30 protein-coding genes are annotated in these 26,153 nt (G+C 63.7%); 10 read left to right on the top strand and 20 right to left on the bottom strand.

Annotation, left to right across the window (positions count from 1 at the left end; genetic code table 11):
- Positions 1-184 precede the first annotated feature (184 nt).
- From RBH19_RS07260 to RBH19_RS07245, 4 genes are all read right to left on the bottom strand, one after another.
- The gene (locus RBH19_RS07260) at positions 185-1,066 is read right to left on the bottom strand and encodes a CorC family transporter (protein ID WP_306728163.1); all 882 of its coding nucleotides are present in this window, start codon (positions 1,064-1,066) and stop codon (positions 185-187) included.
- The gene (gene ybeY, locus RBH19_RS07255; RefSeq protein WP_306728162.1) at positions 1,063-1,608 is read right to left on the bottom strand and encodes an rRNA maturation RNase YbeY; all 546 of its coding nucleotides are present in this window, start codon (positions 1,606-1,608) and stop codon (positions 1,063-1,065) included. Before ybeY ends, RBH19_RS07260 begins: the two co-directional genes overlap by 4 nt.
- A gap of 1 nt (position 1,609) precedes the next feature.
- Positions 1,610-2,590, bottom strand: coding sequence for a PhoH family protein (locus tag RBH19_RS07250; RefSeq protein ID WP_306728161.1), 981 nt, complete (start codon positions 2,588-2,590; stop codon positions 1,610-1,612).
- An 84-nt stretch (positions 2,591-2,674) separates the two neighbouring features.
- Entirely contained in the window at positions 2,675-4,003 is a 1,329-nt protein-coding gene (locus tag RBH19_RS07245) for a pyridoxal phosphate-dependent aminotransferase (RefSeq protein ID WP_306728160.1), read from the bottom strand.
- A 150-nt stretch (positions 4,004-4,153) separates the two neighbouring features.
- On the opposite strand from RBH19_RS07245, the gene RBH19_RS07240 reads away from it, so the two are divergent.
- Positions 4,154-4,753 (top strand): chalcone isomerase family protein, encoded by a 600-nt coding sequence (locus RBH19_RS07240; RefSeq protein WP_306728159.1) that lies wholly within the window; start codon positions 4,154-4,156, stop codon positions 4,751-4,753.
- 137 nt (positions 4,754-4,890) lie between these two features.
- Here RBH19_RS07240 and cysQ read toward each other — a convergent pair whose 3' ends face one another.
- Complete coding sequence (cysQ, locus tag RBH19_RS07235; protein ID WP_306728158.1) at positions 4,891-5,682, bottom strand: 3'(2'),5'-bisphosphate nucleotidase CysQ; 792 nt, start codon at positions 5,680-5,682, stop codon at positions 4,891-4,893.
- Between the two features lie 185 nt (positions 5,683-5,867).
- Entirely contained in the window at positions 5,868-6,227 is a 360-nt protein-coding gene (queD, locus tag RBH19_RS07230) for a 6-carboxytetrahydropterin synthase QueD (RefSeq protein ID WP_445353967.1), read from the bottom strand.
- 117 nt (positions 6,228-6,344) lie between these two features.
- Between queD and RBH19_RS07225 the strand changes: the two genes are divergently transcribed.
- The 4 genes from RBH19_RS07225 (at position 6,345) to rpmG (ending at position 8,101) form a co-directional block, all read left to right on the top strand.
- Complete coding sequence (locus tag RBH19_RS07225; protein WP_306728156.1) at positions 6,345-7,202, top strand: PHP domain-containing protein; 858 nt, start codon at positions 6,345-6,347, stop codon at positions 7,200-7,202.
- Positions 7,192-7,401 (top strand): DUF465 domain-containing protein, encoded by a 210-nt coding sequence (locus tag RBH19_RS07220; protein ID WP_306728155.1) that lies wholly within the window; start codon positions 7,192-7,194, stop codon positions 7,399-7,401. The genes RBH19_RS07225 and RBH19_RS07220 overlap by 11 nt, the downstream gene beginning before the upstream one ends.
- A gap of 297 nt (positions 7,402-7,698) precedes the next feature.
- Positions 7,699-7,935: a 50S ribosomal protein L28 gene (rpmB, locus tag RBH19_RS07215; protein WP_306728154.1), complete on the top strand. Its 237-nt coding sequence runs from the start codon at positions 7,699-7,701 to the stop codon at positions 7,933-7,935.
- A gap of 10 nt (positions 7,936-7,945) precedes the next feature.
- On the top strand, positions 7,946-8,101 hold the full coding sequence (gene rpmG, locus RBH19_RS07210) for a 50S ribosomal protein L33 (protein ID WP_306728153.1): 156 nt from the start codon (positions 7,946-7,948) through the stop codon (positions 8,099-8,101).
- Positions 8,102-8,389: 288 nt separating this feature from the next.
- Here the strand turns inward: rpmG and RBH19_RS07205 are convergent, their stop codons facing one another.
- Together RBH19_RS07205 and RBH19_RS07200 are read right to left on the bottom strand one after the other, a co-directional pair.
- On the bottom strand, positions 8,390-8,884 hold the full coding sequence (locus RBH19_RS07205; RefSeq protein WP_306728152.1) for a DUF192 domain-containing protein: 495 nt from the start codon (positions 8,882-8,884) through the stop codon (positions 8,390-8,392).
- Positions 8,885-8,943: 59 nt separating this feature from the next.
- Positions 8,944-9,606 carry a hypothetical protein gene (locus tag RBH19_RS07200; protein ID WP_306728151.1) on the bottom strand — a complete coding sequence of 221 codons (663 nt, stop codon included), beginning with the start codon at positions 9,604-9,606 and terminating at the stop codon, positions 8,944-8,946.
- Positions 9,607-9,710: 104 nt separating this feature from the next.
- Here RBH19_RS07200 and RBH19_RS07195 point away from each other — a divergent pair, with 104 nt between their 5' ends.
- Positions 9,711-10,331, top strand: coding sequence for a DedA family protein (locus RBH19_RS07195; protein ID WP_306728150.1), 621 nt, complete (start codon positions 9,711-9,713; stop codon positions 10,329-10,331).
- Positions 10,332-10,334: 3 nt separating this feature from the next.
- Here the strand turns inward: RBH19_RS07195 and RBH19_RS07190 are convergent, their stop codons facing one another.
- The gene (locus RBH19_RS07190; RefSeq protein WP_306728149.1) at positions 10,335-10,985 is read right to left on the bottom strand and encodes a DUF2845 domain-containing protein; all 651 of its coding nucleotides are present in this window, start codon (positions 10,983-10,985) and stop codon (positions 10,335-10,337) included.
- Here RBH19_RS07190 and RBH19_RS07185 point away from each other — a divergent pair.
- Positions 10,984-11,796, top strand: coding sequence for an alpha/beta hydrolase (locus RBH19_RS07185; RefSeq protein WP_306728148.1), 813 nt, complete (start codon positions 10,984-10,986; stop codon positions 11,794-11,796). The genes RBH19_RS07190 and RBH19_RS07185 overlap by 2 nt on opposite strands.
- A gap of 249 nt (positions 11,797-12,045) precedes the next feature.
- Here the strand turns inward: RBH19_RS07185 and yrfG are convergent, their stop codons facing one another.
- A complete protein-coding gene (yrfG, locus tag RBH19_RS07180) occupies positions 12,046-12,732 on the bottom strand; it encodes a GMP/IMP nucleotidase (RefSeq protein WP_306728147.1) in 687 nt (228 codons plus the stop codon).
- Positions 12,722-14,089: an ATP-dependent RNA helicase RhlB gene (gene rhlB / locus RBH19_RS07175; RefSeq protein ID WP_306728146.1), complete on the bottom strand. Its 1,368-nt coding sequence runs from the start codon at positions 14,087-14,089 to the stop codon at positions 12,722-12,724. Before rhlB ends, yrfG begins: the two co-directional genes overlap by 11 nt.
- Positions 14,090-14,481: 392 nt before the next feature.
- Here rhlB and trxA point away from each other — a divergent pair, with 392 nt between their 5' ends.
- The 3 genes from trxA (at position 14,482) to RBH19_RS07160 (ending at position 16,860) form a co-directional block, all read left to right on the top strand.
- Positions 14,482-14,808 carry a thioredoxin TrxA gene (trxA, locus tag RBH19_RS07170; protein WP_306728145.1) on the top strand — a complete coding sequence of 109 codons (327 nt, stop codon included), beginning with the start codon at positions 14,482-14,484 and terminating at the stop codon, positions 14,806-14,808.
- Positions 14,809-14,876: 68 nt separating this feature from the next.
- Positions 14,877-16,133 (top strand): transcription termination factor Rho, encoded by a 1,257-nt coding sequence (gene rho, locus RBH19_RS07165; RefSeq protein ID WP_306728144.1) that lies wholly within the window; start codon positions 14,877-14,879, stop codon positions 16,131-16,133.
- Positions 16,134-16,368: 235 nt separating this feature from the next.
- Positions 16,369-16,860, top strand: a complete 492-nt coding sequence (locus tag RBH19_RS07160; protein ID WP_306728143.1) for a hypothetical protein — start codon at positions 16,369-16,371, stop codon at positions 16,858-16,860.
- Between the two features lie 217 nt (positions 16,861-17,077).
- Here RBH19_RS07160 and purD read toward each other — a convergent pair whose 3' ends face one another.
- The 9 genes from purD to aroQ form a co-directional block, all read right to left on the bottom strand.
- Positions 17,078-18,367 (bottom strand): phosphoribosylamine--glycine ligase, encoded by a 1,290-nt coding sequence (gene purD / locus RBH19_RS07155; protein WP_306728142.1) that lies wholly within the window; start codon positions 18,365-18,367, stop codon positions 17,078-17,080.
- Positions 18,368-18,674: 307 nt separating this feature from the next.
- Positions 18,675-20,240: a bifunctional phosphoribosylaminoimidazolecarboxamide formyltransferase/IMP cyclohydrolase gene (gene purH, locus RBH19_RS07150; RefSeq protein WP_306728141.1), complete on the bottom strand. Its 1,566-nt coding sequence runs from the start codon at positions 20,238-20,240 to the stop codon at positions 18,675-18,677.
- Positions 20,241-20,352: 112 nt separating this feature from the next.
- Positions 20,353-20,703, bottom strand: a complete 351-nt coding sequence (fis, locus tag RBH19_RS07145) for a DNA-binding transcriptional regulator Fis (protein WP_306728140.1) — start codon at positions 20,701-20,703, stop codon at positions 20,353-20,355.
- Positions 20,700-21,686, bottom strand: a complete 987-nt coding sequence (gene dusB / locus RBH19_RS07140; protein ID WP_306728139.1) for a tRNA dihydrouridine synthase DusB — start codon at positions 21,684-21,686, stop codon at positions 20,700-20,702. Before dusB ends, fis begins: the two co-directional genes overlap by 4 nt.
- A gap of 109 nt (positions 21,687-21,795) precedes the next feature.
- Positions 21,796-22,710, bottom strand: coding sequence for a DUF3426 domain-containing protein (locus tag RBH19_RS07135; RefSeq protein ID WP_306728138.1), 915 nt, complete (start codon positions 22,708-22,710; stop codon positions 21,796-21,798).
- An 11-nt stretch (positions 22,711-22,721) separates the two neighbouring features.
- Positions 22,722-23,618: a 50S ribosomal protein L11 methyltransferase gene (prmA, locus tag RBH19_RS07130; RefSeq protein WP_306728137.1), complete on the bottom strand. Its 897-nt coding sequence runs from the start codon at positions 23,616-23,618 to the stop codon at positions 22,722-22,724.
- A 156-nt stretch (positions 23,619-23,774) separates the two neighbouring features.
- Positions 23,775-25,121, bottom strand: a complete 1,347-nt coding sequence (gene accC, locus RBH19_RS07125) for an acetyl-CoA carboxylase biotin carboxylase subunit (RefSeq protein ID WP_306728136.1) — start codon at positions 25,119-25,121, stop codon at positions 23,775-23,777.
- Positions 25,122-25,200: 79 nt separating this feature from the next.
- The gene (gene accB, locus RBH19_RS07120; RefSeq protein WP_306728135.1) at positions 25,201-25,665 is read right to left on the bottom strand and encodes an acetyl-CoA carboxylase biotin carboxyl carrier protein; all 465 of its coding nucleotides are present in this window, start codon (positions 25,663-25,665) and stop codon (positions 25,201-25,203) included.
- A 37-nt stretch (positions 25,666-25,702) separates the two neighbouring features.
- Entirely contained in the window at positions 25,703-26,149 is a 447-nt protein-coding gene (aroQ, locus tag RBH19_RS07115) for a type II 3-dehydroquinate dehydratase (protein ID WP_306728134.1), read from the bottom strand.
- Positions 26,150-26,153: the final 4 nt, after the last annotated feature.

Here is a 26,153-nt window from a genome sequence, read left to right as displayed (position 1 = left end):
ATCTCCCGGAACCTTTTTCCAGAAGATTCTTGATGATAAGGATTGGTTGGTGTTCGCCCGATTCTTATTTTACCTACCGGGAATATTGCTGATATTGCTCTTCTTGCTTAATCGTTGACGGTAAAGGCCTCGGTCAGTCGCAAAAGGCAGAAACGATGACGGCGCTGGTTCCTCGCCAGCGCCGTTAATCGTCGTTATCGCTTTTCGGCCTTACCGCCTTCGGCGTAATCACCTCCAGCAGATGAATCCTTCGGCTGTCGGCGCGTAATACGCGGAAGCGGTAGCCGTTCATGGCGGTGGTTTCGCCGCGTTTTGGCAGGTGGCCGAAGGCGTGGGTGACGAGGCCGCCGATGGTGTCGAATTCTTCGTCGCTGAATTCGCAGCCCAGGGCTTCGTTGAAGTCTTCCACGGGCATGAGGGCGCGCACGGTGAAGCGGGTGTCGCTGTGGCGGGTGAGGTCGCCTTCGTCGTCCTGGGTGTCGGTTTCGTCGTCGATGTCGCCGACGATCTGTTCCAGCACGTCTTCAATGGTGACCAGGCCCGAGACGCCGCCGTATTCGTCCACCACCAGGGCCATGTGGTTGCGGCTGTTGCGGAAGTCCGAGAGCAGGACGTTGAGGCGTTTGCTTTCGGGGATGAAGCTGGCGGGGCGGATGTATTCGCGCACGTTGAAGCCGCCCACCTGGCCTTCGGCGAAGTAGCGCAGCAGATCCTTGGCCAGGACCACGCCGGTGACTTCGTCGCGGTTTTCGCCGATGACGGGGAAGCGGCTGTGGCCGGATTCGATGACGGTCTTGAGCACTTCTTCCAGGCTGTCGTCGCGGCGAATGACCACCATCTGGCCGCGCGGGACCATGATGTCGCGCACCTGCATTTCCGACACTTCCAACACGCCTTCCAGCATGGCCTGGGCGTCCACGTCGAACAGTTCCCGGCGCTGGGCCTCGCGCAGCACGTCCACCAGTTCAACCCGATCGCGGGGTTCCCCGGAGAAGGCCTGGCCGATGCGGCCGAACAGGCCCTTGATGCCGTTACTGTCGTTGTCGGTTTGCTTGTCGTCGCTCATGACTGCCGTGTGTGCTTTTGGCGTGTTTCTTCGTAGGGATTCGGAAAGCCCAGTTCGGCCAGGATGCGGCGTTCCAGGTCTTCCATGATCTCGGCTTCCTCGTCCTGCTGGTGGTCGTGGCCGAGCAGATGGAGCAGGCCGTGGATCAGCATGTGGGCCCAGTGGGCCGCTTCCTGCTTGTTCTGCTCGGCGGCTTCCCGGGCCACCACGCTGGCACAGATCACCAGGTCGCCCAGGTGGCGCCAGGGCAGGCCGGGGAGGTGCTCGCCGGGGAAGGACAGGACATTGGTGGGGCGGTCGCGATCGCGCCACTGGTGATTCAGGGCGCGGCTTTCCTCCGCCTCGACCAGGCGCAGGGCCACTTCCAGGGTTTGCGGGCGGTCGTCGTCTGATTCGAGGGCCAGGGCGAGGGCGGTTTCTGCCCAGTGGCGGAAGTCGTCCTCGCCGGGCAGGCCCTCGCTCGGGCAGGCGTAGTCCACATCCAGGCTCAGGCCTGGAGGCGGAGGTTCGTCGTCGTGGGGCTGGGGGGCTTCCGTGCTCATGTCAGTCTTCTCTTGCACTGTCGCTGTGCTGTTCGTAGGCGCTGACGATCTTCTGCACCAGGGGGTGGCGGACCACGTCCTTGGCGGTGAAGAAGGTGAAGCTGACATCGGGGATGTCCTTGAGGACTTCCACGGCGTGGCGCAGGCCGGATTTCTGGTTGCGCGGCAGGTCGATCTGGGTGACGTCACCCGTGACCACGGCGCGCGAGCCAAAGCCGATGCGGGTCAGGAACATCTTCATCTGTTCCACCGAGGTGTTCTGGGCCTCGTCAAGGATGATGAAGGATTCGTTCAGGGTGCGCCCGCGCATGAAGGCCAGGGGGGCGACTTCGATCACATGCCGTTCGATCAGGCGGCCCACCCGCTCGAAGCCCATCATTTCATAGAGGGCGTCGTACATGGGGCGCAGGTAGGGGTCCACCTTCTGGGCCATGTCGCCGGGCAAAAAGCCGAGGCGCTCGCCGGCTTCCACCGCCGGGCGCACCAGGATCAGGCGGCGCACTTCGTCGCGCTCCAGGGCGTCCACGGCGCTGGCCACGGCGAGATAGGTCTTGCCGGTGCCGGCCGGGCCGATGCCGAAGCTGAGATCGGAGCGCTGCATGTCGAGCAGGTAGCGCTGCTGGGCCGGGCCGCGGCCCCGGATCACGCCGCGCTTGGTGTGCACGGCCACGTCCGCCCCGGGGGCCTCGCGCTCATCCACCAGGGCCTCGAGCTCCGAATCCTGCAGGCGCAGGTGAATGCTCTGCGGATCCAGCTCCTGCTCGCTGGTGGTGGCGTAGAGGGATTTCAGCAGTTCGCTGGCGGCTTGCACCGGGCCGGCGTCGCCGATGACGCGGAAATGGTTGCCGCGGTTGTTGATCTCCACGCCCAGGCGTCGCTCCACCTGACGCAGGTGTTCGTCGAACTGTCCGCAGAGATTGGCGAGCCGACGGTTGTCGGCGGGTTCAAGATTGATGTCCAGGGCGTGCGGTTGCGGAGTCAATTGGGATCGGTGACCTCTCCGTTGTTGGTTGATTCCGGTGTCGGGGCCGGCCCGGCGGACGCTGGCCCCGACACCCCTATTATATCAACGCACAGCGTCTGTCGTGGCCTTGAGCCAGTTTTCGATGGCATCCATGGATTCCAGCATGCGCTCGCAGTGCTCGCGCAGGAAGCCCTCGGCCTGGTCCTCGCCGGGCTGGCCTTCGGCCAGGGAGGCCAGGGCGCGGTCGCCGTCGAAATCCACGTAGGCCAGGCGGGTGGTGAGCTCTTCCACGGGCCGCCCGAAGGCCGCCCCCGGCAGCAGGGCCACGCCGCTTTCGTCCAGCAGGCGCTGGCAGAGGGTTTCGCTGTCTTCGATGCCCTTGGCCGCCAGGGCCTGGCGGAAGGGGGAGAAATCCGGGAAGAGGTAGAAACCCCCGGCGGGGCGGGTGACCTGCAGGCCCATGTCGCTCAGGCGCTGCCACAGGTGGCGGCCCAGGTGGCGCAGCACCCAGCGTGAGTCGTCCAGGTATTTTTCGATCTCCGGGCCGCCCTCGAAGGCCTTGATGGCGGCGTACTGAATGGGGGCGCTGGTGGAGGTGAAGGTCTCGCTGGCCACCACGGCCATGGCGTCCTGCAGCCAGCGCAGGCTGCGCGGGAAACTGAAGGTGCCCAGGCGCCAGCCGCCGGCCCCGCACCACTTGGAGAGGCCGGCGCTGATAATGGTGCCTTCCGGGTAGAAGCGGGCGATGGATACATGCTCGCCCTCGTGGTGCAGTTCGCCGTAGATCTCGTCGGAGAGCAGCACCACGCGGTATTTGCGAGCCACCTCGGCCAGTTCCTTCAACTCGTCCAGGGTGTAGGTGTCCCCGGTGGGGTTGGAGGGGTAGTTAAGGATGATGATGCGCGGGCGCGAGGGGTCGTTGCGACAGACCCGGTCGAGCTCCTCGGGCATCAGGCGCCAGTCGTTCTCGGCCCGGGTGGGCACCCAGCGGATCTGGCGGCCGATGATGTGGGCCTGGGGCGCGTAGCTGACCCAGCTGGGCGTGGGGATGACCAGATCGCCGTAGTAGGTGAGCTGGACGATGAACATCAGCTCCTTGGAACCGGGGCCGATGAGGATGCTGCTGGCGTCCCGGTCCACGCCGTCATGGCGGTTGTGGTAGTCCGCCACCGCCTGGCGCAGGGCCTTGAGGCCCTCCACGGGCAGGTAGTCCTTCTCGGGCGCGTGCTGGCGCAGGGCCTCGGTGACCACCTCCGGGACGGGGAAGGGGGACTGGCCCAGGCCCAGGCGGTAGACCCGCCGGCCCTGGGCGGCCAGGTCGCGGCTGGCCTGGTTGATGGCCAGGGTGGCCGACTGGCTCAGGCCGCGGATGTTGAGATTGAGGTTGATGTCGAGCGACTGCAGACTTGCCTGTTGCTGGGAATCCGCCATGCTGTTGCCTCCCGTGCAATGCTTGGCTTGAGTGTTCGGAGCCCGGTGCCTGGCGGGCGCGCGCATTGTGCCTCAACAGGGGGCTGTTTTAGCCCCGGCGACTGTGTTTATTATGAACCGTACCAAAACCCTTGTTCGAGAGGTGATTCCATGAAGAATTTTTCCCTGCTCGGCCTGCTGGCCGCGCTGACCTTTTCCGCTTCCGTGATGGCCCAGGAGGCCGTGCCCGCCACCGAGGCGGATCGTGAAGTGATGGTTGAGGGCATCGGCATTCCGGCCCACGTGACGGTGGGCGGTACGGAGCTGGGCCTGAACGGCACCGGCATCCGTCGTGCCTTCTTCCGCAATTTCTATGTGGGTGCCCTGTATCTGACCGAGCCCATGAGCAGCCTGTCGGAGATCGTCAGCCGCAATGAGACCAACCGCATTGCCCTGCACTTCATCCGGGATGTGTCCATCAGCCGCATGCGCGGTGCCCTGGACGATGGTTTCGAGAACAACACCCCGGCCGAGGAGCGTGAAGCCTTTTCCGGTGAGATCGAGGCCTTCAAGAGCTTCTTCGAACCGCCCACCCAGGGTGACCGCATCGACATCGATTTCGACCCCGAGCGCGGCACCATCGTCACCATCAATGGCGAGGAAAAGGGTGTGATCGAGAACACCGATTTCCACGTGGCGGTGCTGCGCATCTTCCTGGGTGAGAACCCGGCGGATAACAATCTGCGGGATGGCATGCTGGGTGTGGATTGATCTGAAGTGATGTGATGTTTGTGAAACCGGGGCGATGTCGCCCCGGTTTTTTTGTGCCATTTTTGTGGGAGAGGCTTTAGCCTCGATCATTGCCCTCCGAAGGCAGCTATCGAGGCTAAAGCCTCTCCCACAAGGGTTCAGTCGAGGTAGCCGATCCAGTTCACAGCCGGATCCCCGGCGGCAATGAAATGCCCGTTCAGCAGCTCCGCCTTCCGGTTGTAGCGAAAGGGTTTGCCCTCCAGATCAATCACGCAGCCGCCGGCGGCTTCCAGCACCGCCTGGGCCGCGGCGGTGTCCCATTCGCTGGTGGGGCCGAAGCGGGGGTAGATGTCGGCTTCGCCTTCGGCGATGCGGCAGAACTTGAGTGAGCTGCCGGCGGTGACGATGTCGCAGTCACCGATGCGCCTGGCCATGTTGCCCACCGCGTCGCTGCCGTGGGAGCGGCTGCTCATCAGGCGCATGGGCTGGGCCGGGGGGCGGGTGGTCTGGATGGGCTGCGGATCCCCGTCGCCCTCCTGGCGATAGGCGCCCACGCCCAGGCAGCCAAGATAGGTCACGCCCGTGACGGGGACATGCACCACGCCCACCTGGGCCACGCCGTCATTGATCAGGGCGATGTTGACGGTGAACTCGCCGTTGCGCTTGACGAACTCCTTGGTGCCGTCGAGCGGGTCCACCAGCCAGTAACTCTGCCAGCGCCGACGCTCTTCCCAGTCAATGTCCGCCGCCTCTTCCGAGAGAATGGGCAGGCCGGGGGTGAGCTCCGCCAGGCGCTCCACGATCAGGCGATGCGCGGCCATGTCCGCCCGGGTGACGGGGCTGTCGTCGTCTTTCTGCTCCACGTCGAAGTCGGTGTCGTAGACGGCGAGGATGGCCTTGCCGGCATCACGGGCAATGGCGGTGAGGGGTTCGAGGAAGTCGTTGTTCATGGGGTCCTTGGTTCTGAGTGCTGAGTGCTGAGTTCTGAGTGCTGAGTGCTGAGTGCTGAGTCGGCACCGATTGTGGGAGAGGCTTTAGCCTCGACAGGTGCCCTCGGATGGCAATGATCGAGGCTAAAGCCTCTCCCACATCCGTTTGGCACCCACCACTCAGCACTCAGCACTCAGCACTTCCTTTAGTTCGGTCCGCGGTAAATACACGCCGAGGTACACGTCTCCGCCACCGTCACCGCGCTCAACTCCGGGAGATCCGGCTTGAGCCGTTCCCAGATCCAGATGGCGAGGTTCTCGCTGGTGGGGTTTTCCAGGCCGGGGACTTCGTTCAGGTAATGATGGTCCAACTGCCGGTACAGGGGCTTGAAGGCGGCCTTGATGTCGCCGAAATCCATCACCCAGCCGCTGTGCTCGCCCGGCTCTCCGCTGACGTGGATATCCACCCGAAAGGAGTGGCCGTGCAGGCGGGCGCATTTGTGCCCTTCCGGCACATTGGGCAGGCGATGGGCGGCCTCCAGCCAGAATGTCTTGTAGATTTCCACCGCCATGGGTGTCTCCGCGCGCGTGATCAATGGCTCATTATACGGGCTAGGGCGCCGTGGCTGCAGCGACGGGCGGGGGCGGCTGATACACTGGCGATTCGCGAGGAACGATGAACCATGCACAGCGATACCGACCTTCATACCCACAGCACGGCCTCGGACGGGCGCCTGGCGCCGGCCGAGCTGGTGGCGCTGGCGGCCGAGGCGGGTGTGCGCCGCCTGGCGCTGACCGACCACGACACCCTGGCCGGGCTGCCCGAGGCACGGGCGGCGGCGGAGGATCATGGCGTGGAGCTGGTGCCGGGGCTGGAGCTCTCCTGCCAGTGGCGGCGCCAGGAAATTCATGTGGTGGGCCTGTGGGTGGACGAGCAGAGCCCGATCCTCACCGCCGCGCTGGCCGAACAGGCCGCCCGCCGCGAGCAGCGGGCCGAGCGCATCGCCCATCGCCTGGAGCAGAACCGCATGCCGGGGGCGCTGGATGGCGCCCGCCGCCTGGCCAGTGGCGCCACCCTGACCCGGCCCCATTTCGCCCGCTGGCTGGTGGAGACCGGCCATGTGCCGGACATGCCCACCGCCTTTCGCCGCTGGCTCGGCCGCGGCAAGCCGGCGGCAGTGGGCTTTCAGTGGCCGCCCATGAGCGAGGCCATTGACTGGATTCGCCAGGCCGGCGGGGTGGCGGTGCTGGCGCATCCCCTGAAGTACCGCCTGACCTCCACCAAGCTGCGCGCCCTGCTGGCGGATTTCGCCGAGGCCGGCGGGCAGGCCATGGAGGTGCGCTCCGGCATCATGGACGGTGATCGTCTGCGCCATTGCCTGGCGCGGGCGGAGGAGTATGATTTGCTGGCTTCCATGGGATCGGATTTTCATGCCCCCACGCGCTGGCAGCCGGTGCCGGGGCGTTTGCCGACCCTGCCATCGGGTACACGAACCGTCTGGGAAACACGCATTTCGGGAGGAGCCGGCAGTGCTGGATGATGCAGAGATCGAGGCCCTCAAGGCCCGCATCGAAGGACTGACGATAGAGCACCGCGATCTGGACGACGCCATTCAGGCTCTGGAAACCGCGCAGAGCGTGGATCATCTGCGCCTGCGCCGCCTGAAGAAGCGCAAGCTTCAGTTGAAGGACTGCATTGCCCGCCTGCGCAGCCAGATGATTCCGGATCTGGACGCTTGAATTTGCGTGAATCGTGAAACGTGAATCGAGGGGGGCGTTGATCGAAGCCGGGGTTGTGGGAGAGGCTTCAGCCTCGATCATTGCCATCCGAGGGCACCTGTCGAGGCTAAAGCCTCTCCCACAGAGGTAGCCTGAGCCGGGGCAGATTCACCCCCAAAGCTTGCGGGGCAGGGGTGTATCTGGTATAAAGTGCGGCTTTTCCGCGTCGGGACGGCCAGGTCCGGCCCGCGCCAGCTACACCCGAGATCCGGTGAGACATGCCGGGGCCGGGACGGAACGAATCGAGAGGAACCGAAAATGTCCAGAGTCTGCCAGGTCACGGGCAAGCGGCCGGCCACCGGGAACACCGTCTCCCACGCTAACAACAAGCGTCGCCGTCGGTTCCTGCCCAATCTGCATACCCACCGTTTCTGGCTGGAGAGCGAGCAGCGCTTCGTGCGCCTGAAGGTCTCCACCAAGGGCATGCGTATCATCGACAAGAAGGGCATCGACGCGGTCATCGCTGACCTGCGTGCCCGCGGCGAAAAGGTCTGAGGAGGCGGTCATGCGCGAAAAAATCAAATTGGTATCCAGCGCCAAAACCGGCCACTTCTATACCACCTACAAGAACAAGCGGAACACCCCGAACAAGCTTGAGTTCAAGAAGTACGATCCGGTGGTTCGCAAGCACGTGATGTACAAGGAAGCGAAGATCAAGTAATTCTTCGCGAATTTGTGCGGGTTTGAAGACCCCGTCAGCTTTCGGCTGGCGGGGTTTTTTTGTGTCTGCGTGAGTTCTGAGTTCTGAGTGCTGAGTGCTGAGTGCTGAGTGGGGGCTGGTCGGAGGGGCCGGCGGTGGCACCGCATCCACTAACGGCAGCAACCAGCTGCTGTGGGAGAGGCTTTAGCCTCGATAGGTGCCCTCGGATGGCAATGATCGAGGCTAAAGCCTCTCCCACAACGGCAGGCACGGCTTCGATCGAGGCCACCTTCCGATTCACGCGTAAAGCTATTCCGCTGTCAGGGGTGAGGGCAGGCCGGTGACGCGGTCGCCGACGCTGACGTCGTTGGCTTCGAACCAGCCCTGATTCATTTCCAGGGCATAGGGAATGGGAACGGGTGCCTGGTGACTGCGGGTGCTGTGGGGCTCCATGGACTGGATATCGACGATGAAGCCGCTGCGGTCGATGAAGGCGATGTCCAGGGGCAGGGGAGTGTTCTTCATCCAGAAGGACAGGCGGAAGGCGCGGGGATAGACGAACAGCATGCCGTGGTGCTCCGGGAGTGCTTCCCGGTGCATCAGGCCGGTCTGGCGGCTGTCGTGGGTGTCGGCCAATTCCGCGGTGATGTCCTGGCCGCCCACCGTGAGTTCAATGACGGCCAGCCCCGCTTGTGGCTGCCTTTGCTCGGAACCATTGTCGGGGTCGTTGTCGGCACCGGCGCAGGCCAGCAGGGCCGAGACGAGCAGCAGGGCGGGGGCGGTCAGTCGTGCGGCCTGTTTCATGGCAGGGGACTCAGTCGAGGCAATTGGGGGCGGGCCGCCGATGCGGCCCGCCTTCCGGGTCAGTAGCCGTTATCGTCGGCTTCTTCTTCCGGCTGCACCACCCACGGCGGGGGCGGGGCATCCACCGGGTTCGTCAGGTCGAAGTCGCCCTGGAACTCGCGGTTGAAACGGCTCAGGCCGTAGGTGAAGCGATCACCCGGATAGACTTCCATGCGCCAGGTGTTCTGGGCGGAATCCGGAATGCCTTCCTCGTGGAACAGTTCCTGGGAGAACTCGCCGACGGGGAACTGCTGAACATGGGCACTGCCCTGATCCACCGTGGTGCCGCCATACATGTGCAGGGCCTCGGCGCTGCCATCGGGGTAGCGGTGGTCGTGCTTGAGGGTGATGGCGTCGTCGCTGCGGGTCAGAATCCAGGTGCGGGAGCGGTTCTCGCCCACGTGCAGGGGAATGCGAATCTCGCTCTCGCTGCACTCGCGCACGTGCATGATCACGTCGACATTGAGCCAGCCCTGGTCGGCTTCCTCGTCGTACTGGACCATTTCGCCGGCGTAGGCGTTGCCGCACAGCGCCATCATGTTGTCCCACCACTGATCCTGTGGGTTGGTCTCGGTGCGTTCGGCCGGGACCATGTCTTCGTCCGTGGCCGGGGGTTCGGATTCGCAGGCCGCCAGGCCCAGGGCCACGGCGGGCAGCAAATAAAGGGAATAACGGAGTTTCATGACATCTCCTTCCAGCAAGCTTTCAGGGTAAACGGTCGCGCGGGTGCGCGTACGTGACAAAGAGATTACAATGCCGGGTCGCAGGAAAGGAAGGGCTGGCCGGCATGATGGAGTTTCTGGTTGCGGAACTGGGGCAATGGATGCGCACCCATTACATCCTGGCGTCTCTGGTTATTTTCCTGCTGCTTCTGCTTGAATCCCTGCTTCTGATCGGCTGGTTCATTCCGGCGGTTCTGCTGCTCATCATGGCCGGCGGGCTGATTGCCGTGGAGGCCCTGCAGCCCCTGCCGGTGCTGATCGCGGCACTCAGTGGCGCCTTCATCGGGGCCAGCATGAATTACTGGTTCGGGCGCCATTACCGGGATCGCATCAGCAGTCTGTGGCCTTTCTCCCGCCGCCCGGACCTGATCAGCCGTGGTCGCCTGTTCTTCCGCCGCTACGGCAGCCGCAGCCTCTTTCTTGCCCGCTTCACCAAGCCCCTGCGGCCCCTGATGCCCGCCGTGGCCGGCATGGTGCGCATGCCGCCGCGCCGCTTCTATTTCGCCAACATGCTTTCCATCGGTGTGTGGGCGCCGGGTTATCTGCTGCTGGGTTTCACGGCGGTGAGTTCGGTGTCCCTGCTGCCCGAGCCCCTGCAGGGGCCGGTGGTCTGGCTGGGTCTGATGCTGGTGATGCTGGCGGCCGCCTGGAACTGGCGCCGCCGTCGCCTGGCGGCCAACCTCTGAGCGTCAGCTGCTGCCGCCACGGCTGGAGCTGCGTTCCACATTCACCACCCGGCCGTTGATCAGCGTGACGATGCGGATGAACTGGTTGCTGCCGAAGTCGTAAATCCAGTCCTCGGCCGGCAGGCCGCGGCGGTAATGACGTCCTTTCGGGTCCAGGCGATAGCTGCTCTGGGTGATGCGAAGCTCCCTGGCCATGGGCTCACCGCAGCGGGCCATCAACTCCATCTGCGACATGCCCGGCTCGATATGGATGGGCCGGCATTGGCGGGGCTGGCCGTGGAAGCCGTGACTGCCGGTACGGATCTGGCTCAGGCGCCCGTTCTGGAACACCAGAAAGCGCATCAGGCGGTGGGGGCCGAAGTTGTACTGCCACTCCTCGCGGGTGGGCACGTGGCCGTAACGCACCGTATACACTGTGTGCAGCGGCACCAGGGCATCCGGCTCGCCGCAGCGCTGGCGCACCTCGAAGGCCCGGTCGCCGCGTTTGACGATGCTGCCGTCGCAGCGAAAGCTGGCCTGGGCGGTTTCACTGAAAAGCAGGCCGGCCAGCAAGGCGGGGAGCAGGAATTTCCAGGGCATGGTGCTGACCTCCGGGGAGCCGGGGTGGCCCGCCTGCAGGGTGTCTTTCCATCTTAACGTGTTCGGGGCTGTCATGCTGAGACTGCTGGTTTACGCCGTCATCATCTACACCGTCATCGTGGCCGTGGTCTGGCTGATGCAGGATCGTCTGCTGTATCTGCCCAATATGCCCACCCGCGAGCTGCAGGCCTCGCCCGCCGACCGGGGCTGGGAATACGAATCGGTGAACCTGGAGACGGAGGATGGCACCCGCATCCACGGCTGGTGGCTGCCGCAGCCGGCGGCCCGGGGCACGCTGATCTTCTTCCATGGCAATGCCGGCAATATCTCCCACCGCCTGGAATCCCTGGCCATTTTCCGCGCGCTCGATCTGAGCGTGCTGATCATCGATTATCGCGGCTACGGGCAGAGCGAGGGGCGGCCGTCGGAAGCGGGGCTGCGCCAGGACGCCCGGGCGGCCTGGCGGCATGTGTGGGAAGAACGTGGCATCGAGGCGGAGCGGATCGTGCTGTTCGGCCGTTCACTGGGTTCGGCGGTGGCTTCGGAACTGGCCCTGGAACATCGTCCGGGGGTCCTGATCCTGGAATCACCCTTCCGCTCCGTACCGCGCATGGCCCAGGACGTCTATCCCTTCCTGCCGGCCCGCTGGCTGGCGCGCATGGACTTCGACAATGAAGCCCATGTGCGCGAGCTGGACGTGCCCATCCTGGTGATCCACAGCCGCGACGACGAGATCATTCCCTTCTCCCATGGCGAGGCCGTGTACGAAGCCGCCGCCGGCCCCAAGGACCTGCTGATCCTGCGCGGAGGCCACAACACCGCCTTCATGGACAGCCGCCGGCATTACATGGACGGGCTGGAGCGGTTTCTTTCGGAGCACCTTTGAAAACATTGGAACCGCCGAAGACGCCGAATACACCGAAGAAAGGCAGAAAGACACGAAGAGGAATTAAGAATGTGTTGGGTGGGGCACCCATCCCTGTGGGAGCGGCGTCCGCCGCGATGGGGGTAACCGAAGCCTCAGTCGCGGCGGACGCCGCTCCCACAGCGAGCCGGTAAGCACCCGGGCCCTTCATCGGCACAGGCGCCTTTCTTCGGTGTGTTCGGCGTCTTCGGTGGTTCCAATGTTTACCCGTCAATCCCGCAGCGGCACCGGACCAAGATCCGGCAGCGCCTCGACGGCGGGGAAATCGTCGATGGGGCGTGGTGGCTGGTCGCTGGCGGGGCGGGCGATGGCGCGCAGGTGGGCGATGCCGTGGTCGCGGGCAGAGGCGAGGACGGGGAGAGAGTCGTCCACGAACAGGGTACGTTCGGGGTGGAAGCCGACGCGGCGTTCCAGGGCCTGCCAGAAGGCGGCCTGTTCCTTGGCGGCGCCCAGATCATGGGCGCTGTGGGTGGCGTCCACCAGTTCGCCCAGACCGGTCTGGGCGAGTTTGATGCGCAGTACGTCCGGGTGGGCATTGGTGGCGATGGCCACATGGCGGCCGCTTTGCTTGAGATGGCCAAGATAGTCGCGCACGCCGGGCAGGTAGCGGATCTCCTGCTGGTGGGCCCGCTTCATTGCCTCCAGGTCAAAGCCCAGGGTCTGGCTCCAGTAATCCAGGCAGTACCACTGCAACTGGCCGCTGACGGCGGCCATGCGGGCCTTGAGCTGGGCGAGGGCCTGATCGAAGGCCAGGCCCTGGAGTTCGGCGTAGCGGGCCGGAACCCGCTCCAGCCAGAAGCGGTTGTCGAAGGCCAGATCCAGCAGGGTGCCGTCCATGTCCAGCAGGACGGTGTCGGTGGCCTGCCAGAGTGCGCTGTGCGGGCAATCAGCCTTCATTGCCCCCACCGCCCCGGTTGCCGCCACCGGGCCGGCCACCGCCGCCGGAGCGGTTGCCACCCGGTCGCCGACCGCCACCGCGACCGCCGCGGTTGCTGCCACGCTGGCCCCCGCGCGGGCCGCCCTTGCCGCCGCCCTTCTTGCGCGGCCCGCCGGGGCGACGCTTCACCTCGGCCTGGGGCTTGAGCTCCACCAGCAGTTCATCGTGCTGGACTTCCTTGGGCAGCTGCTGCTCGATGTAGGCCTCGATGTCCGGCAGGGCCATGGCGTAGGTGTCGCAGGCGAAGCTGATGGCATCGCCCTCGGCGCCGGCCCGGGCCGTGCGCCCGATGCGGTGGACGTAATCCTCCGGATCCTCGGGCAGGTCGTAGTTGATGACGTGGCTGACATCGGGGATGTGCAGGCCGCGGGCGGCCACGTCGGTGGTGATCAGGATGGGCAGCTCGCCGGTCTCGAATTGCTTGAGCAGGGACAGGCGCTTGCGCTGGGGCACGTCGCCGGACAGCACCTCGGCCTGGTAGTCATTGCCCTTGAGCCAGGCCACCAGCTCCTCGGCGGTGCGCTTCATGTTCACGAAGATCATGGTGCGGCTGGGGTCGATCCGCCGCAGCAGGCCCACCAGCAGGCGCACCTTCTCTTCCGAGGCCGGCATGTAGACCATCTGGCGCACCCGGTCGGCGGTCACCTGATCGGCATCCACCTTGACCGATTCCGGGTTGTTCATGTGTTCGTAGGCCAGCTCCATCACCCGGTAGGAGAGGGTGGCGGAGAACAGCATGTTGAGGCGCTTTTCCGGGTGGGGCAGCTTGCGCAGGATGAAGCGGATGTCCTTGATGAAGCCCATGTCGAACATGCGGTCGGCTTCGTCCAGCACCGCCACCTGGGCGGCGCGCAGGTCGAACACGCGCTGCTTGAAGTAGTCGATCAGGCGCCCGGGAGTGCCGATGAGCACGTCCACGCCGTCTTCCAGTTGCTGGCGCTGCTGCTCGTAGCCGGCGCCACCGTAGACCAGGCCCAGTTTCAGGCCGGTGTGCTTGCCCAGCTGCTCGGCGTCCTTGTGGATCTGCACCGCCAGCTCGCGGGTGGGGGCCAGTACCAGGGCGCGGGGCTGGTTGGGGCGGCGATCCTCCGCGGCCGGCCGGGTCAGCAGGCGATGGAACAGGGCCAGCAGGAAGGCGGCGGTCTTGCCGGTGCCGGTCTGGGCCTGGCCGGCCACGTCGCGGCCCTGCAGGGCCAGGGGCAGGGTCTTTTCCTGGATGGGGGTGCAGTGGGTGTAGCCGGCCTCGTTGAGGGCCTGGCGCAGGGGTTCGGCCAGTTCCAGACTGTCGAATCGGGTGTCGCTCAGATGTGTTTCCATGTATTTGCGCTATCCAGCAGTTGAGATGGCCCGCGGCGCTTTGCGCGGCCAGCGGGTCGAAAGGCTTGAAATCTTTCCGCGAATGGGCTCCAATAGGGTCATATACTCAGCGAAAGCTCGCGTCCCGCGAGTATTTCAGCACACCCAAGTTCTTGCGGAAGCCCGGCGGTTGCCATCGGGCGCCATTATTGTGCCTCATGTCGCGAAGCGCGTCACATGCGCCAGAAAACCGCGTCATGCGCGCAATCCGGAATGATTCCGGTCTCGGCGGCTGCTCCGGTTTGTTCAAATCCATCTGAGTCAGATCAAATCCATACAGTCTGCATCCGTGCGTGTCCGCATCAGCGAATCCCGAATTCCTTATCCCTGCGATTGACTGGAGGCAAAATATCGTGAGTAATGACATCGTGTATACATCCGACGACAGTTTTCAGGACGACGTCCTGGAATCCGACCTGCCGGTACTGGTGGACTACTGGGCCGAGTGGTGCGGGCCCTGCAAGATGATCGCCCCCGTGCTGGACGAGCTGGCCGGCGAATACAGCGGCAAGCTCAAGATCGTCAAGCTCAACATCGACGAAAACCCGAAGACGCCGCCGAAGTACGGCATTCGTGGCATTCCCACCCTGATGCTGTTCAAGAACGGCAGCGTGGAAGCCCAGAAAGTGGGTGCCATGTCCAAGTCGCAGCTCACCGCTTTCATTGACACCAACCTGTAAGTGAAATGGGGTCACGCGCCGGGGCACCGGCGCTTCCCGTGACCCGTTTCCCAATCCGAAGACAAAAAATGAACCTGACAGAACTGAAACAGAAAACCGCCCAGGAACTGATCGACATCGCCCAGAAAATGGGCCTGGAGGGGATGGCGCGCAGCCGCAAGCAGGATGTGATCTTTGCCATCCTCAAGGCGCACGCCAAGAACGGGGAAGAGATCTACGGCGATGGGGTGCTGGAGATCCTGCAGGACGGCTTCGGCTTCCTGCGCTCCGCCGACAGCTCCTACATGGCCGGCCCCGATGACATTTATGTCTCCCCCAGCCAGATACGGCGCTTCAATCTGCGCACCGGCGACACCATTGCCGGCCGGATTCGTCCGCCCAAGGAGAGCGAGCGCTACTTCGCCCTGCTCAAGGTGCAGGAGATCAATTTCGACAAGCCCGAGGCGTCCAAGAACAAGGTTCTGTTCGAAAACCTCACGCCCCTGTTCGCCAAGGATCGCCTGCTCATGGAGCAGGGCAATGGCAGCACCGAGGACATAACGGCCCGCATCATCGACATGGCCTCGCCCATCGGCAAGGGTCAGCGCGGTCTGATCGTCTCCCCGCCCAAGGCGGGCAAGACCATGATCCTGCAGAACATTGCCCAGTCCATCACCAACAACAATCCGGACGCCAATCTCATCGTCCTGCTCATTGACGAGCGCCCGGAAGAGGTGACGGAAATGAGCCGTTCAGTGCGGGGTGAAGTGGTGTCTTCCACCTTCGACGAGCCGGCCAGCCGCCACGTGCAGGTGGCCGAGATGGTGATCGAGAAGGCCAAGCGCCTGGTGGAGCACAAGAAGGATGTGGTCATCCTGCTGGATTCCATCACCCGTCTGGCCCGCGCCTACAACACCGTGGTGCCGTCCTCGGGCAAGGTGCTCACCGGTGGTGTGGACGCCAACGCCCTGCAGCGGCCCAAGCGCTTCTTCGGCGCCGCCCGCAACATCGAGGAAGGCGGCAGCCTGACCATCATCGCCACGGCCCTGGTGGAAACCGGCTCGCGCATGGATGACGTCATCTATGAAGAGTTCAAGGGCACCGGCAACATGGAACTGCACCTGGATCGGCGCATTGCCGAGAAGCGCATCTTCCCGGCCATCGACATCAACCGCTCCGGCACCCGCCGCGAAGAATTGATGGTCTCGCCGGAAGAACTCCAGCACATGTGGATCCTGCGCAAGCTGCTCCATCCCATGGATGAAGTCCAGGCCATCGAGTTCCTCATCGACAAGATGAAGAACACGAAGACCAACAAGGAATTCTTCATGATGATGAAGAAGTAACAAAAAAGGGGCCGAAAGGCCCCTTTTTTGTTAGTGAACAGTGAGCAGTTCCCAGTGAACAGTTGGCCGTGCCGACGGAAATGTCGTGCCGCTTCGGCGAGGCCGTGCCTGCTCCTGCAAGCAGCTGGCAAATAGTTCTCAGAAAACAGTAGGCCCTTCACCAGGCACGGCCAACTGTTCACTGGGAACTGTTCACTGTTCACTTCTTCACTCACCATCTTCGGAGCCCCGTCCCATGAGATTTCCGCTTGCCGCGCTAATGCTCCTGATCGTTCTCCTGCCCGCCTCGGCCCTGGCCTGTCGGGGGGAGGTGACGACGGTGATGGACTACCTGCCCGGTAACTGGGAGGTGGTGGACGGGCAGGGGAATATCCTGGGTTACAGCGAGATTCGGGAAGGGGCCGGTGGCTGTGCCCTGCGGGAGCGCTGGGAGGGTCAGGATGGCCTGGAAGGCGAGGCCCTGTTCACCGTCAGCGACGGCCGCTGGCGCTTGGTGTGGTCGGACAGCGACGGCCTGGTACTCAACCTCAGCGGCCAGCCGGAAGACGGCAACATGGTCTTCACCGGCACCCAATCCACCGAGGACGGCGAAATCCTCCACCGCATCGCCTATGAACTGCTATTCGAACTGGGCGAGATCCATCAGCTCTGGGAATACAGCATGGATGGCGGGCGGAATTGGGAGGTGTTTTTCGCCGCTTGGTATGTCCGGGAGATTGAGTACTGAGTGCTGAGTGGGGGGCGTTGATCGAAACCGTGCCTGTGGGAGCGGCGTCCGCCGCGATTTCAATCCATCCGATGGCACGACCATCTGACGAAACCCCCTGTAGGCGCGGATGAATCCGCGCCTACAGGGGGGCATAGCAGGTCGCTGTGCCAAGGCAGCAATTGCAATCGCGGATAAATCCGCTCCTACGGTGCCGTGGATCGGGTTTGGTGTTGAATCAACCCTTCGCCTCATGGGCGATCGCCCGATGCCCGATATCCCGGCGGTAATACACCCCATCCCACTTGATGCTGTCCGCCAGCTTGTAGGCGTGGTCACGGGCCTGTTCGATGGTTTCGCCCAGGGCGGTGGCGCAGAGGACGCGGCCGCCGCTGGTGACCACCTGGCCATTGTCTTCCTTCGTGCCGGCGTGGAAGACCTTGGTGACGCCATCTTCGCGCTCGGGCAGGCCCTGGATGGCATCGCCCTTGCGGTAGTCGGCCGGGTAGCCGCCAGCGGCCAGGACCACGCCGATGGCGGCGCGATCGTCCCAGCGGGCTTCCACGTCCTTGAGGTCGCCGTCCAGGGCCTCCAGGCAGAGACGAGCCAGGTCGGAGCGCAGGCGCATCATCACCGGCTGGGTTTCCGGGTCGCCGAAGCGGCAGTTGTATTCCAACACCTTGGGTGTGCCGTCCTTGCCGATCATCAGCCCGGCGTAGAGAAAGCCGGTGTAGGGATTGCCGTCAGCCGCCATGCCGTCGATGGTGGGGCGGATGACTTCATCCATGATGCGGCGTTCGATTTCCGGGGTGACCACGGGGGCCGGGGAGACCGCGCCCATGCCACCGGTGTTGGGGCCGGTGTCGCCGTCGTCGCGGGCCTTGTGATCCTGCGAGGTGGCCAGGGGCAGGGCATGCACGCCATCGGCCATGACGATGAAGGAAGCCTCTTCGCCCTGCAGGAACTCTTCCACCACCACGCGATGGCCGGCATCACCGAAGGCATTGCCTTCCAGCATGTCGTGCACGGCGGCCACGGCTTCGTCCACGCTCTGGGCCACCACCACGCCCTTGCCGGCGGCCAGACCATCGGCCTTGACCACGATGGGCGCGCCACGTTCGCGAATCCAGGCCTCGGCTTCATCGGGCTTGGTGAAGGTGGCGTACTCGGCGGTGGGAATGCCGTGGCGGGCCATGAAGCGCTTGGAGAAGGCCTTGGAGCCTTCCAGCTGGGCAGCGGCCCGGTTGGGGCCGAAACAGCGCAGGCGGTTCTCACGGAAGCGATCCACGATGCCCGCCACCAGCGGCGCCTCGGGGCCGACGATGGTCAGGTCAATGACTTCCTTGAGGGCAAACTCCAGCAGGGCTTCGATGTCATCGGCGGCGATGGGCAGGTTCGTGATACGCGGTTCCCGCGCCGTGCCCGCATTGCCCGGCGCCACGAAGACCTGATCCACCTCAGCGGAATGATCCAGCTTCCAGGCCAGGGCATGCTCCCGACCACCACCACCAACGACCAGTACCTTCATTTTCATCACTCCGACTTCGTCCACTCAGGGAAGGAAAACATTTGGCCGCGAAATGCACGCAAAATGAACGCGAAATGTAAGAACATTCAATAGCCACAGATGAACACAGATGAACACGGATGAACACGGATGGTGAAGGTCTGGCGTCGGCAAGAACTGACGGTCTGACTGTCACAACCAGTGCGCTTTCCTGCACTTGTTAAAACAATCTGTGTCCATCTGTGTTTATCTGTGGCTGTTATTGCCTTTTTATTTTGCGTTCATTTTGCGTTCATTTCGCGGCTAAATCCTTTGAACTTATCCACCATTAATGACGGAAGTGCCGCATGCCGGTGAAGACCATGGCGATGCCGTGTTCGTTGGCGGCGGCGATGACTTCTTCGTCGCGCATGGAGCCGCCGGGCTGGATAACGGCCTTGACGCCGCGTTCGGCGGCGGCGTCGATGCCGTCGCGGAAGGGGAAGAAGGCATCCGAGGCCATGGCCGCGCCTTCCAGCGACAGGCCGGCGTGTTCGGCCTTGATGGCGCCGATGCGGGCGCTGTCCACGCGGCTCATCTGGCCGGCGCCCACACCCAGGGTGCGGCCACCGGCGGCATAGACGATGGCGTTGGACTTCACGAAGCGGGCCACCCGCCAGGCGAACATCAGGTCGGTGAGTTCCTGTTCGGTGGGCTGGCGCTTGCTGGGGAAGGTGAGGGCATCCTCGCTGACGATCTGGATGTCCCGATCCTGGATCAGCAGGCCGCCGGCCACGCGCTTGAATTCATGCTGCGGATGCGCCGCCTCGGGCCATTCGCCGGTGGCCAGGACGCGGACATTCTTCTTCTCCGCGAGCACGGACAGGGCTTCGCGGCTGAAGCCGGGGGCGATCATGACTTCCAGGAACTGGCGATCCACCACCAGCCGTGCCGTGGCTTCATCCACTTCCCGGTTGAAGGCGATGATGCCACCGAAAGCGGAGGTGGCATCGGTGGCGAAGGCGGCGTCATAGGCCGTTCCGAGGCTGTCGGCCTCGGCCACGCCACAGGGGTTGGCGTGCTTGACGATGACGCAGGCCGGGCGCTTGAAGCTCTTGACGCATTCCAGGGCGGCGTCGGCATCGGCCACGTTATTGAAGGACAGGGGTTTGCCCTGATGCTGCACGGCCGTGGTCACCGTACCGGCCGGTGCCCGCAGATCCGCGTAGAAGGCGGCGGACTGATGGGGGTTCTCGCCGTAGCGCATGTCGGCGACCTTGCGGAAACTGGTGGTGTACTGGGCCGGGAAGCGCGGTGCCCGATCGCCCTCCTGAAATCGGCTGAGGGCGGCATTGACGGCGGTATCGTAACGGGCGGTGTAGCCGAAGGCCTGGATGGCCAGGCGGAAACGGGTCTCCTCGCTGACGGCGCCGTTGTTCTGCTCCAGTTCCCGCAGCAGGGCGTCATAGTCGCTGACATCCACCACCACGCTGACCCGGTCATGATTCTTGGCGGCGGCGCGGATCATGGCCGGCCCGCCGATGTCGATGTTCTCGATGGCATCCTTCAGGGTGCAATCGGGATTGGCCACCGTGCGCTCAAAGGGATAGAGATTGACCACCAGCAGATCAATACCTTCGATGCCGTGCTCGGCCATCACCGCTTCATCCTGGCCCTTGCGCCCCAGCAATCCGCCATGGATCTTCGGGTGCAGGGTCTTGACCCGGCCGCCCATGATCTCGGGGAAACCGGTCACTTCGGAAACGTCCGTGACGGGCAGGCCTTCATCGCGCAGTAGACGCGCCGTGCCCCCGGTGGAGAGCAGCTGGATGCCATGACTATGAAGACTGCGGGCCAGATCGGCCACCCCGGTCTTGTCGGAAACGCTGATCAAAGCCCGTTTGATGGTCTGCATCGCTGTGAATCAACTCCTGAATGGCCCCGTCGGGCAGATGGCACAAAAAAAACTCACCGCCGCATCAGGTGACTGACCCGATGCGCGGCAATGGGAAATGCAATCCGGTGGTTTAGTCGATGAGGCCGTGACTTCGCAGTTTCTTGCGCAGGGTGCTGCGATTGATGCCCAGAATCTCGGCCGCCCGTGATTGATTGCCACCGGTGTAGTCCAGCACACGGCGAAGCAGCGGGTACTCCACCTGGTTGATGACCATGTTGTAGAGATCACTGGGTTCGGTGCCGTCCAGATCCTCGAAATAACGGGCCAGTGCATCATCGATATTCTGCTTGAGCGGCGTGGCGTTCATGCTTCTTCGTCCCAGCTTCCTCTCGACTTCCAGCATGCCGGGATGCCGGTTTTCAACCAATTCATCACTGCTCCTTGTCGCCGCCTCTCCGATGGCGATGGCTCGACTGCTCATGCTGCCTTTTCCTCCCTATGAAACTCACCGGCCAGCCATGCCCGGGTCAGGGCCAGCTGTTCCCGTGCCGATGAAAGTCGAACGACCTGTTTTCTCCAGGCTTCTCCATCCGGGCGGGTTCTCGAATACCAGCCCAGATGCTTGCGTGCGATGCGAACGCCGCTGTACTCGCCGTAGAAGGCGTACAGATTCTCCAGGTGTTCGGCCATGATGGCGCCGACTTCGCCGGTGTCCGGTGGCGGGTAGTGCTCGCCGGTAGCCAGGAAGTGGTTTATTTCCCGGAAAATCCAGGGCCGCCCCTGGGCCGCCCGGCCTATCATGATGCCGTCTGCGCCGGTGAAGTCCAGTACCTTCAGGGCCATCTCCGGGGAGTCGATATCCCCATTGGCGACGACCGGAATGGAAACGGCTGACTTCACCTGTCTAATGGTGTCGAACTCCGCCTTTCCCCGATACATGTCCTGGCGTGTTCGGCCATGCACGGCAAGGCTCAGGATGCCGGCCGATTCGGCAATCTGCGCAACGCGAACGGCGTTGCGTCTGGCCGGTTCGGGCCCGGTGCGAATCTTCAGGGTCACCGGCACGTCCACGGCCGCCACGACTGCATCCAGGATTCGCCCCACCAACCCTTCGTCGGCCAGCAGGGCCGAACCGGCCATGCGGTTGCAGACCTTCTTCGCCGGGCAGCCCATGTTGATGTCGATGACCTGGGCGCCGTGATCCACATTGAAGCGGGCGGCATCGGCCAGTTCCCGGGGATCGGCCCCGGCGATCTGCACGATGATCGGCGCCACTTCACCGGCATGATCCATTCGCCACTGGGTTTTGCGGCTGTCGCGAAGGCTGGGATCGGCGGTGACCATCTCGGACGGTGCAAAGCCGGCACCCAGGCGCTTGCAGAGCTGCCGGAAGGGACGATCCGTCACGCCGGCCATGGGGGCGAGTGCGACCCCATTCGGCATTTTCAGCGGACCGATCCACATGAGCGTGACTTCCCTTACTGAACAGGCAACGGAACAGGAAATTGTAGCTGCCCGATCGCACTTAAGAAAGCATTGGGGCTGCCTTCCCACGGACGATCCGACGAGAGGATCAGCGAACGAAGGCGGCCCCACCGCGTTGGGGCTTGCAGGCAAAGCCCTCGTCTTCGATCCAGCAGGGTTCCATGTGAAAGCTGACCGCCTCCTGGGTGGGGTCGTTCAGCGCGACTCTCAGTGGAAGGCGACCGCCTGCCTCGATCTGGCCTCGTTCCAGCGCGGTATCGCGGCTGTCCGGGTGAATCCATTCCGAGGGCAGGAAGAAGCCGTACCCCATGTTCATGCCCCAGCGATCTTCCAGGCGGATGTAGATGGCAGGCAGGGGCTGGGGCTCCGGGCTGCTGTTTTCCAGCACGGCGGTAACCCGCAACACACCGGGGTCATCGACGCGCCCGGCAATGTCGGCCCGCATGATGGCCAGTGCTTCCAGGGAGCGTGGTTCCGGCAGCGGCTGTCCCAGGCTATCGTAAGCAGCGGTTACCCAGTGACCAAGGGTGGGGTGGTCACGCCAGTAATCCCGTTCGGCATGCAGCAGTTGCAGGCCGAGCAGAATCAGCATCACAACGCTGCCCAGGGTCCAGAGCAGGGCGCGGGATTCTGGGTGCTGAACACGATCCGATTCCAGCAGCCAGGCGGGTGCTTCCATGGCGGTGTCGGAATCGGGCAGGTCATTGCCGTGATCCCGCGCCGGGGCTTCAGGCCTGGTTTCATCCGGCGCGGGTGCCGCGGGCCGTTGTTCATCGAAGAGATCGGGTGTACGGGGATCCCGCTCCACGACCGCTTCATCGGTCGTGGTGTCGCTGTCCTGCTCGGCCGTGAGCTCGTCCCGCCTGGGCAACTGTTCATGCAGATTATCGCGGGCATTGAAGGTGGCCGTGCAGAGAGAGCAGCGCACCTTGCCATTGGCGGCATTCAGCTGTGCTTCCCGAACCCGGAAGTAGCTGCCGCATTGTGGGCATTGGGTGAACATGATGGCCTGGTTCAATCCCCCGCGGGTGGCCGTTGACCTTGCAGCAGAACCCATTCTTCACGCTGACGTCGTTGCAGGCCGGTTACGTTGTCGCCATAGGCGGCGGCGACCGCATCAGCCTGTTCGCTCAGTATGCCCGTGAGGGCAAGGCCGGCACCAGCCTTGAGGTGGCGACACAGTACCGGGGCGAGTTCGATCAGGGGATTGGCCAGAATGTTCGCCACCAGCAGATCCACCTTTTCGTCCGGACAGTCGTCGGGCAGGTGGACGCCAAGGCGATCTTCGACGCCATTGGCGCGGGCGTTGTCGAGGGTGGCGGTCAGGGCCTGCGGGTCATTGTCCACGGCGATGACCCGGTCGGCGCCCAGGCGGGCCGCTGCCACGGCCAGAATGCCGGAGCCACAACCGTAATCCATGACGGTCATGCCCGGGCGTACCTGATCATTCAGCCATTCCAGGCACATGGCTGTGGTGGGGTGACTGCCCGTTCCGAAAGCCAGGCCGGGGGGAATGATCAGGCGCACGGCATCGTCCGGGACTTCGGGATGCGCTTCCGCATCCGGGCAGGCCCAGAGCCGGTCACCATACGCAGTCACCCGGGCGTGGTCGGCCCAGGCCAGGGTCCAGTCACGATCCTCCAGTGCGTCCACGGTAAGTCGTGGCATCGTCTTGCCCGGCCACAGTTCAGCCAGGGATTGCTTGAGTGCGGTCACATCCTGTTCGGCGGGAAAGAGCCCGCTGACCCGTGTCTCCCGCCACAGCGGTGTTTCACCCACGCCGGGCTCCAGCTGGGGATCGTCACCGGCATCTTCCAGGGTGATGGCATTGGCGCCCAGCGATTCCAGCACCAGCTCCACATTGGCCGGTGCCACTTCGCTGGCGTCGATGGTGAGTTTGATCCAGGGCATGGTAAGGGAAGAACTCGCTGTTCGATGAAACCGGCAACAACCGCTCAAGCAAGCGATCGACGCTGCTTGTAGGAATCGCAATCGCAATCGGCCTTTCCCCAAAAATGAGGAAAGGCCGATCACTTTCAGAACTGTACTGCGCTTACCGTCTGGCGCTCAGTCCTTGGCATCCAGCATCTTGTGCAGGTAATGGATATCCGTGCCGCCCTTGAGGAAGTTGTCATCGGTGACCAGATCCTGGTGCAGGGCGACATTGGTGCGGATGCCTTCCACCACGATTTCGGTCAAGGCCTGGCGCATGCGCGCCATGGCCGAGTCGCGCGTGTCCCCATAGGCGAGCAGCTTGCCAATGAGGGAATCGTAATAGGGCGGCACCGTATAGCCGTTGTAAATGTGGGAATCGACGCGGATACCCGGCCCGCCCGGGGCATGCCAGTTGATGATGCGCCCCGGGGACGGCGCAAAGCTGCGCGGGTCTTCGGCATTGATGCGGCATTCCACGGCGTGTCCTCGCAGGACTATATCTTCCTGGCGGTAGGTCAGTTTCTCGCCGCCGGCAATGCGCAGCTGTTCCTTGACGATGTCCACGCCGGTCACCATCTCGGTCACCGGATGTTCCACCTGGACACGTGTGTTCATCTCGATGAAGTAGAAGTTGCCGTCTTCATAGAGAAACTCGAAGGTCCCCGCACCGCGATAGCCGATCTCGAGACAGGCCTGCACGCAGCGTGCCCCCATGCGCTGGCGTTCTTCTTCGCTGATGCCGGGGGCCGGGGCTTCCTCGATCACCTTCTGATGACGGCGCTGCATGGAGCAGTCGCGTTCGCCCAGGTGAATGGCATTGCCCTGGCCATCAGCCAGCACCTGGAATTCCACATGCCGTGGGCGTTCCAGATACTTTTCCATGTACACCATGTCGTTGCCAAAGGCGGCCTTGGCTTCGTTCTGGGTGGTGGTGATGGCTTCGATCAGATCCTTTTCCTCGTGCACCACCCGCATGCCACGACCACCACCACCACCGGCGGCCTTGATCAGCACCGGATAGCCGATTTCGGCGGCAATGCGAAGGTTGGTCTTCTCGTCATCGCCCAGGGCGCCACCGGAGCCTGGCACGGTGGGAACCCCGGCGGCCTTCATGGCCTTGATGGCGGACACCTTGTCGCCCATCAGGCGAATGGTGTCGGCCCTGGGGCCGATGAAGACAAAACCGCTCTTCTCCACCCGTTCGGCAAAGTCGGCGTTCTCGGAGAGAAAGCCGTAACCGGGGTGGATGGCCGTGGCGTCGGTGACTTCCGCGGCACTGATGATGGCGGGCATGTTGAGATAGCTTTCCGCCGACGAGGGCGGGCCCAGGCAGACGGATTCGTCTGCCAGCAGGACGTGTTTCTGGTCACGGTCAGCCGTGGAATGCACGGCCACCGCCTTGATACCCAGCTCGCGGCAGGCGCGCAATACGCGCAGCGCAATTTCCCCGCGATTGGCAATGAGAACCTTGTCTAGCATGTCGTGTGCCCGTTACGGGTTGGAATGTCCAACGTGTTAAGTACTCCGACCATCCCGCTTGTCCGGTCGGAAGGAATGATCAGCCGATGACAAACAGAGGCTGGCCGTACTCCACCGGTTCGCCGTTCTCCACCAGGATGGCCTTGACGGTGCCGGACTTGTCGGACTCGATCTGGTTCATCATCTTCATGGCTTCGACGATGCAGAGGGTGTCGCCTTCCTTCACCTGCTGGCCGACTTCGACGAAGGCCTTGGAGGTGGGGGAGGGGGCGCGATAGAAGGTGCCGACCATGGGCGATTCCACCCGATGCCCGGCGGGAATGCCGTCATCATCGTCGGCCGTGTCGGCTTCAGCACCGGCCGCGGCAGCCGGCTGCGGCGCCGGCGCCGGTGCGGCCTGGGGCGGAGCCGCGTAGAACTGTTGCTGGCCACCACTGATCTGGCGGCTGATGCGGACGGATTCCTCACCTTCGGTGATCTCGATTTCGGCGATGCCGGATTCTTCCAGCAGCTCGATCAGCCGCTTTACTTTTCTGATGTCCATAATGCTCCCGTCTGAGGCAGTGGTTGAGCGAAAGTTGTCAGGCGGCCTGTTTCAGCCGCTGGTCGACCGCACGCAGGGCGCATTCGTAGCCGAAGGCGCCGAGGCCGCTGATGCAGGCGACCGCGATGTCGGAAAAATGGGAATGGTGTCGGAAAGGCTCCCGTGCCATGGGGTTGCTCAGATGCACTTCCATCATGGGCAAGCGGCTGGCCAGGACGGCATCCCGCAGGGCGATGCTGGTGTGGGTGAAGGCCGCCGGGTTGAAGATCAGCCAGTCACAGCCTTCATCCGCTGCCGCATGCAGGCGTTCGATCAGTTCATGCTCGGCATTGCTCTGAAAACAGAGCAGCTCATGACCGAGTTCATCGGCGAGCGCCTTCAATCCGGTTTCAATGGCCGCCAGGGTCTCGAGCCCGTACACGTCCGGCTCGCGTTGCCCGAGCCGGTCCAGATTGGGGCCGTTGAGAAGCAGAATCCGGGCCAAGTAA

The sequence above is a fragment of the Natronospira bacteriovora genome (genome assembly GCF_030848495.1).
Classification (GTDB): domain Bacteria; phylum Pseudomonadota; class Gammaproteobacteria; order Natronospirales; family Natronospiraceae; genus Natronospira; species Natronospira bacteriovora.
The sequence above is the reverse complement of the archived record's forward strand: the minus strand, read 5'-3'. Positions and strand labels throughout refer to the sequence as shown.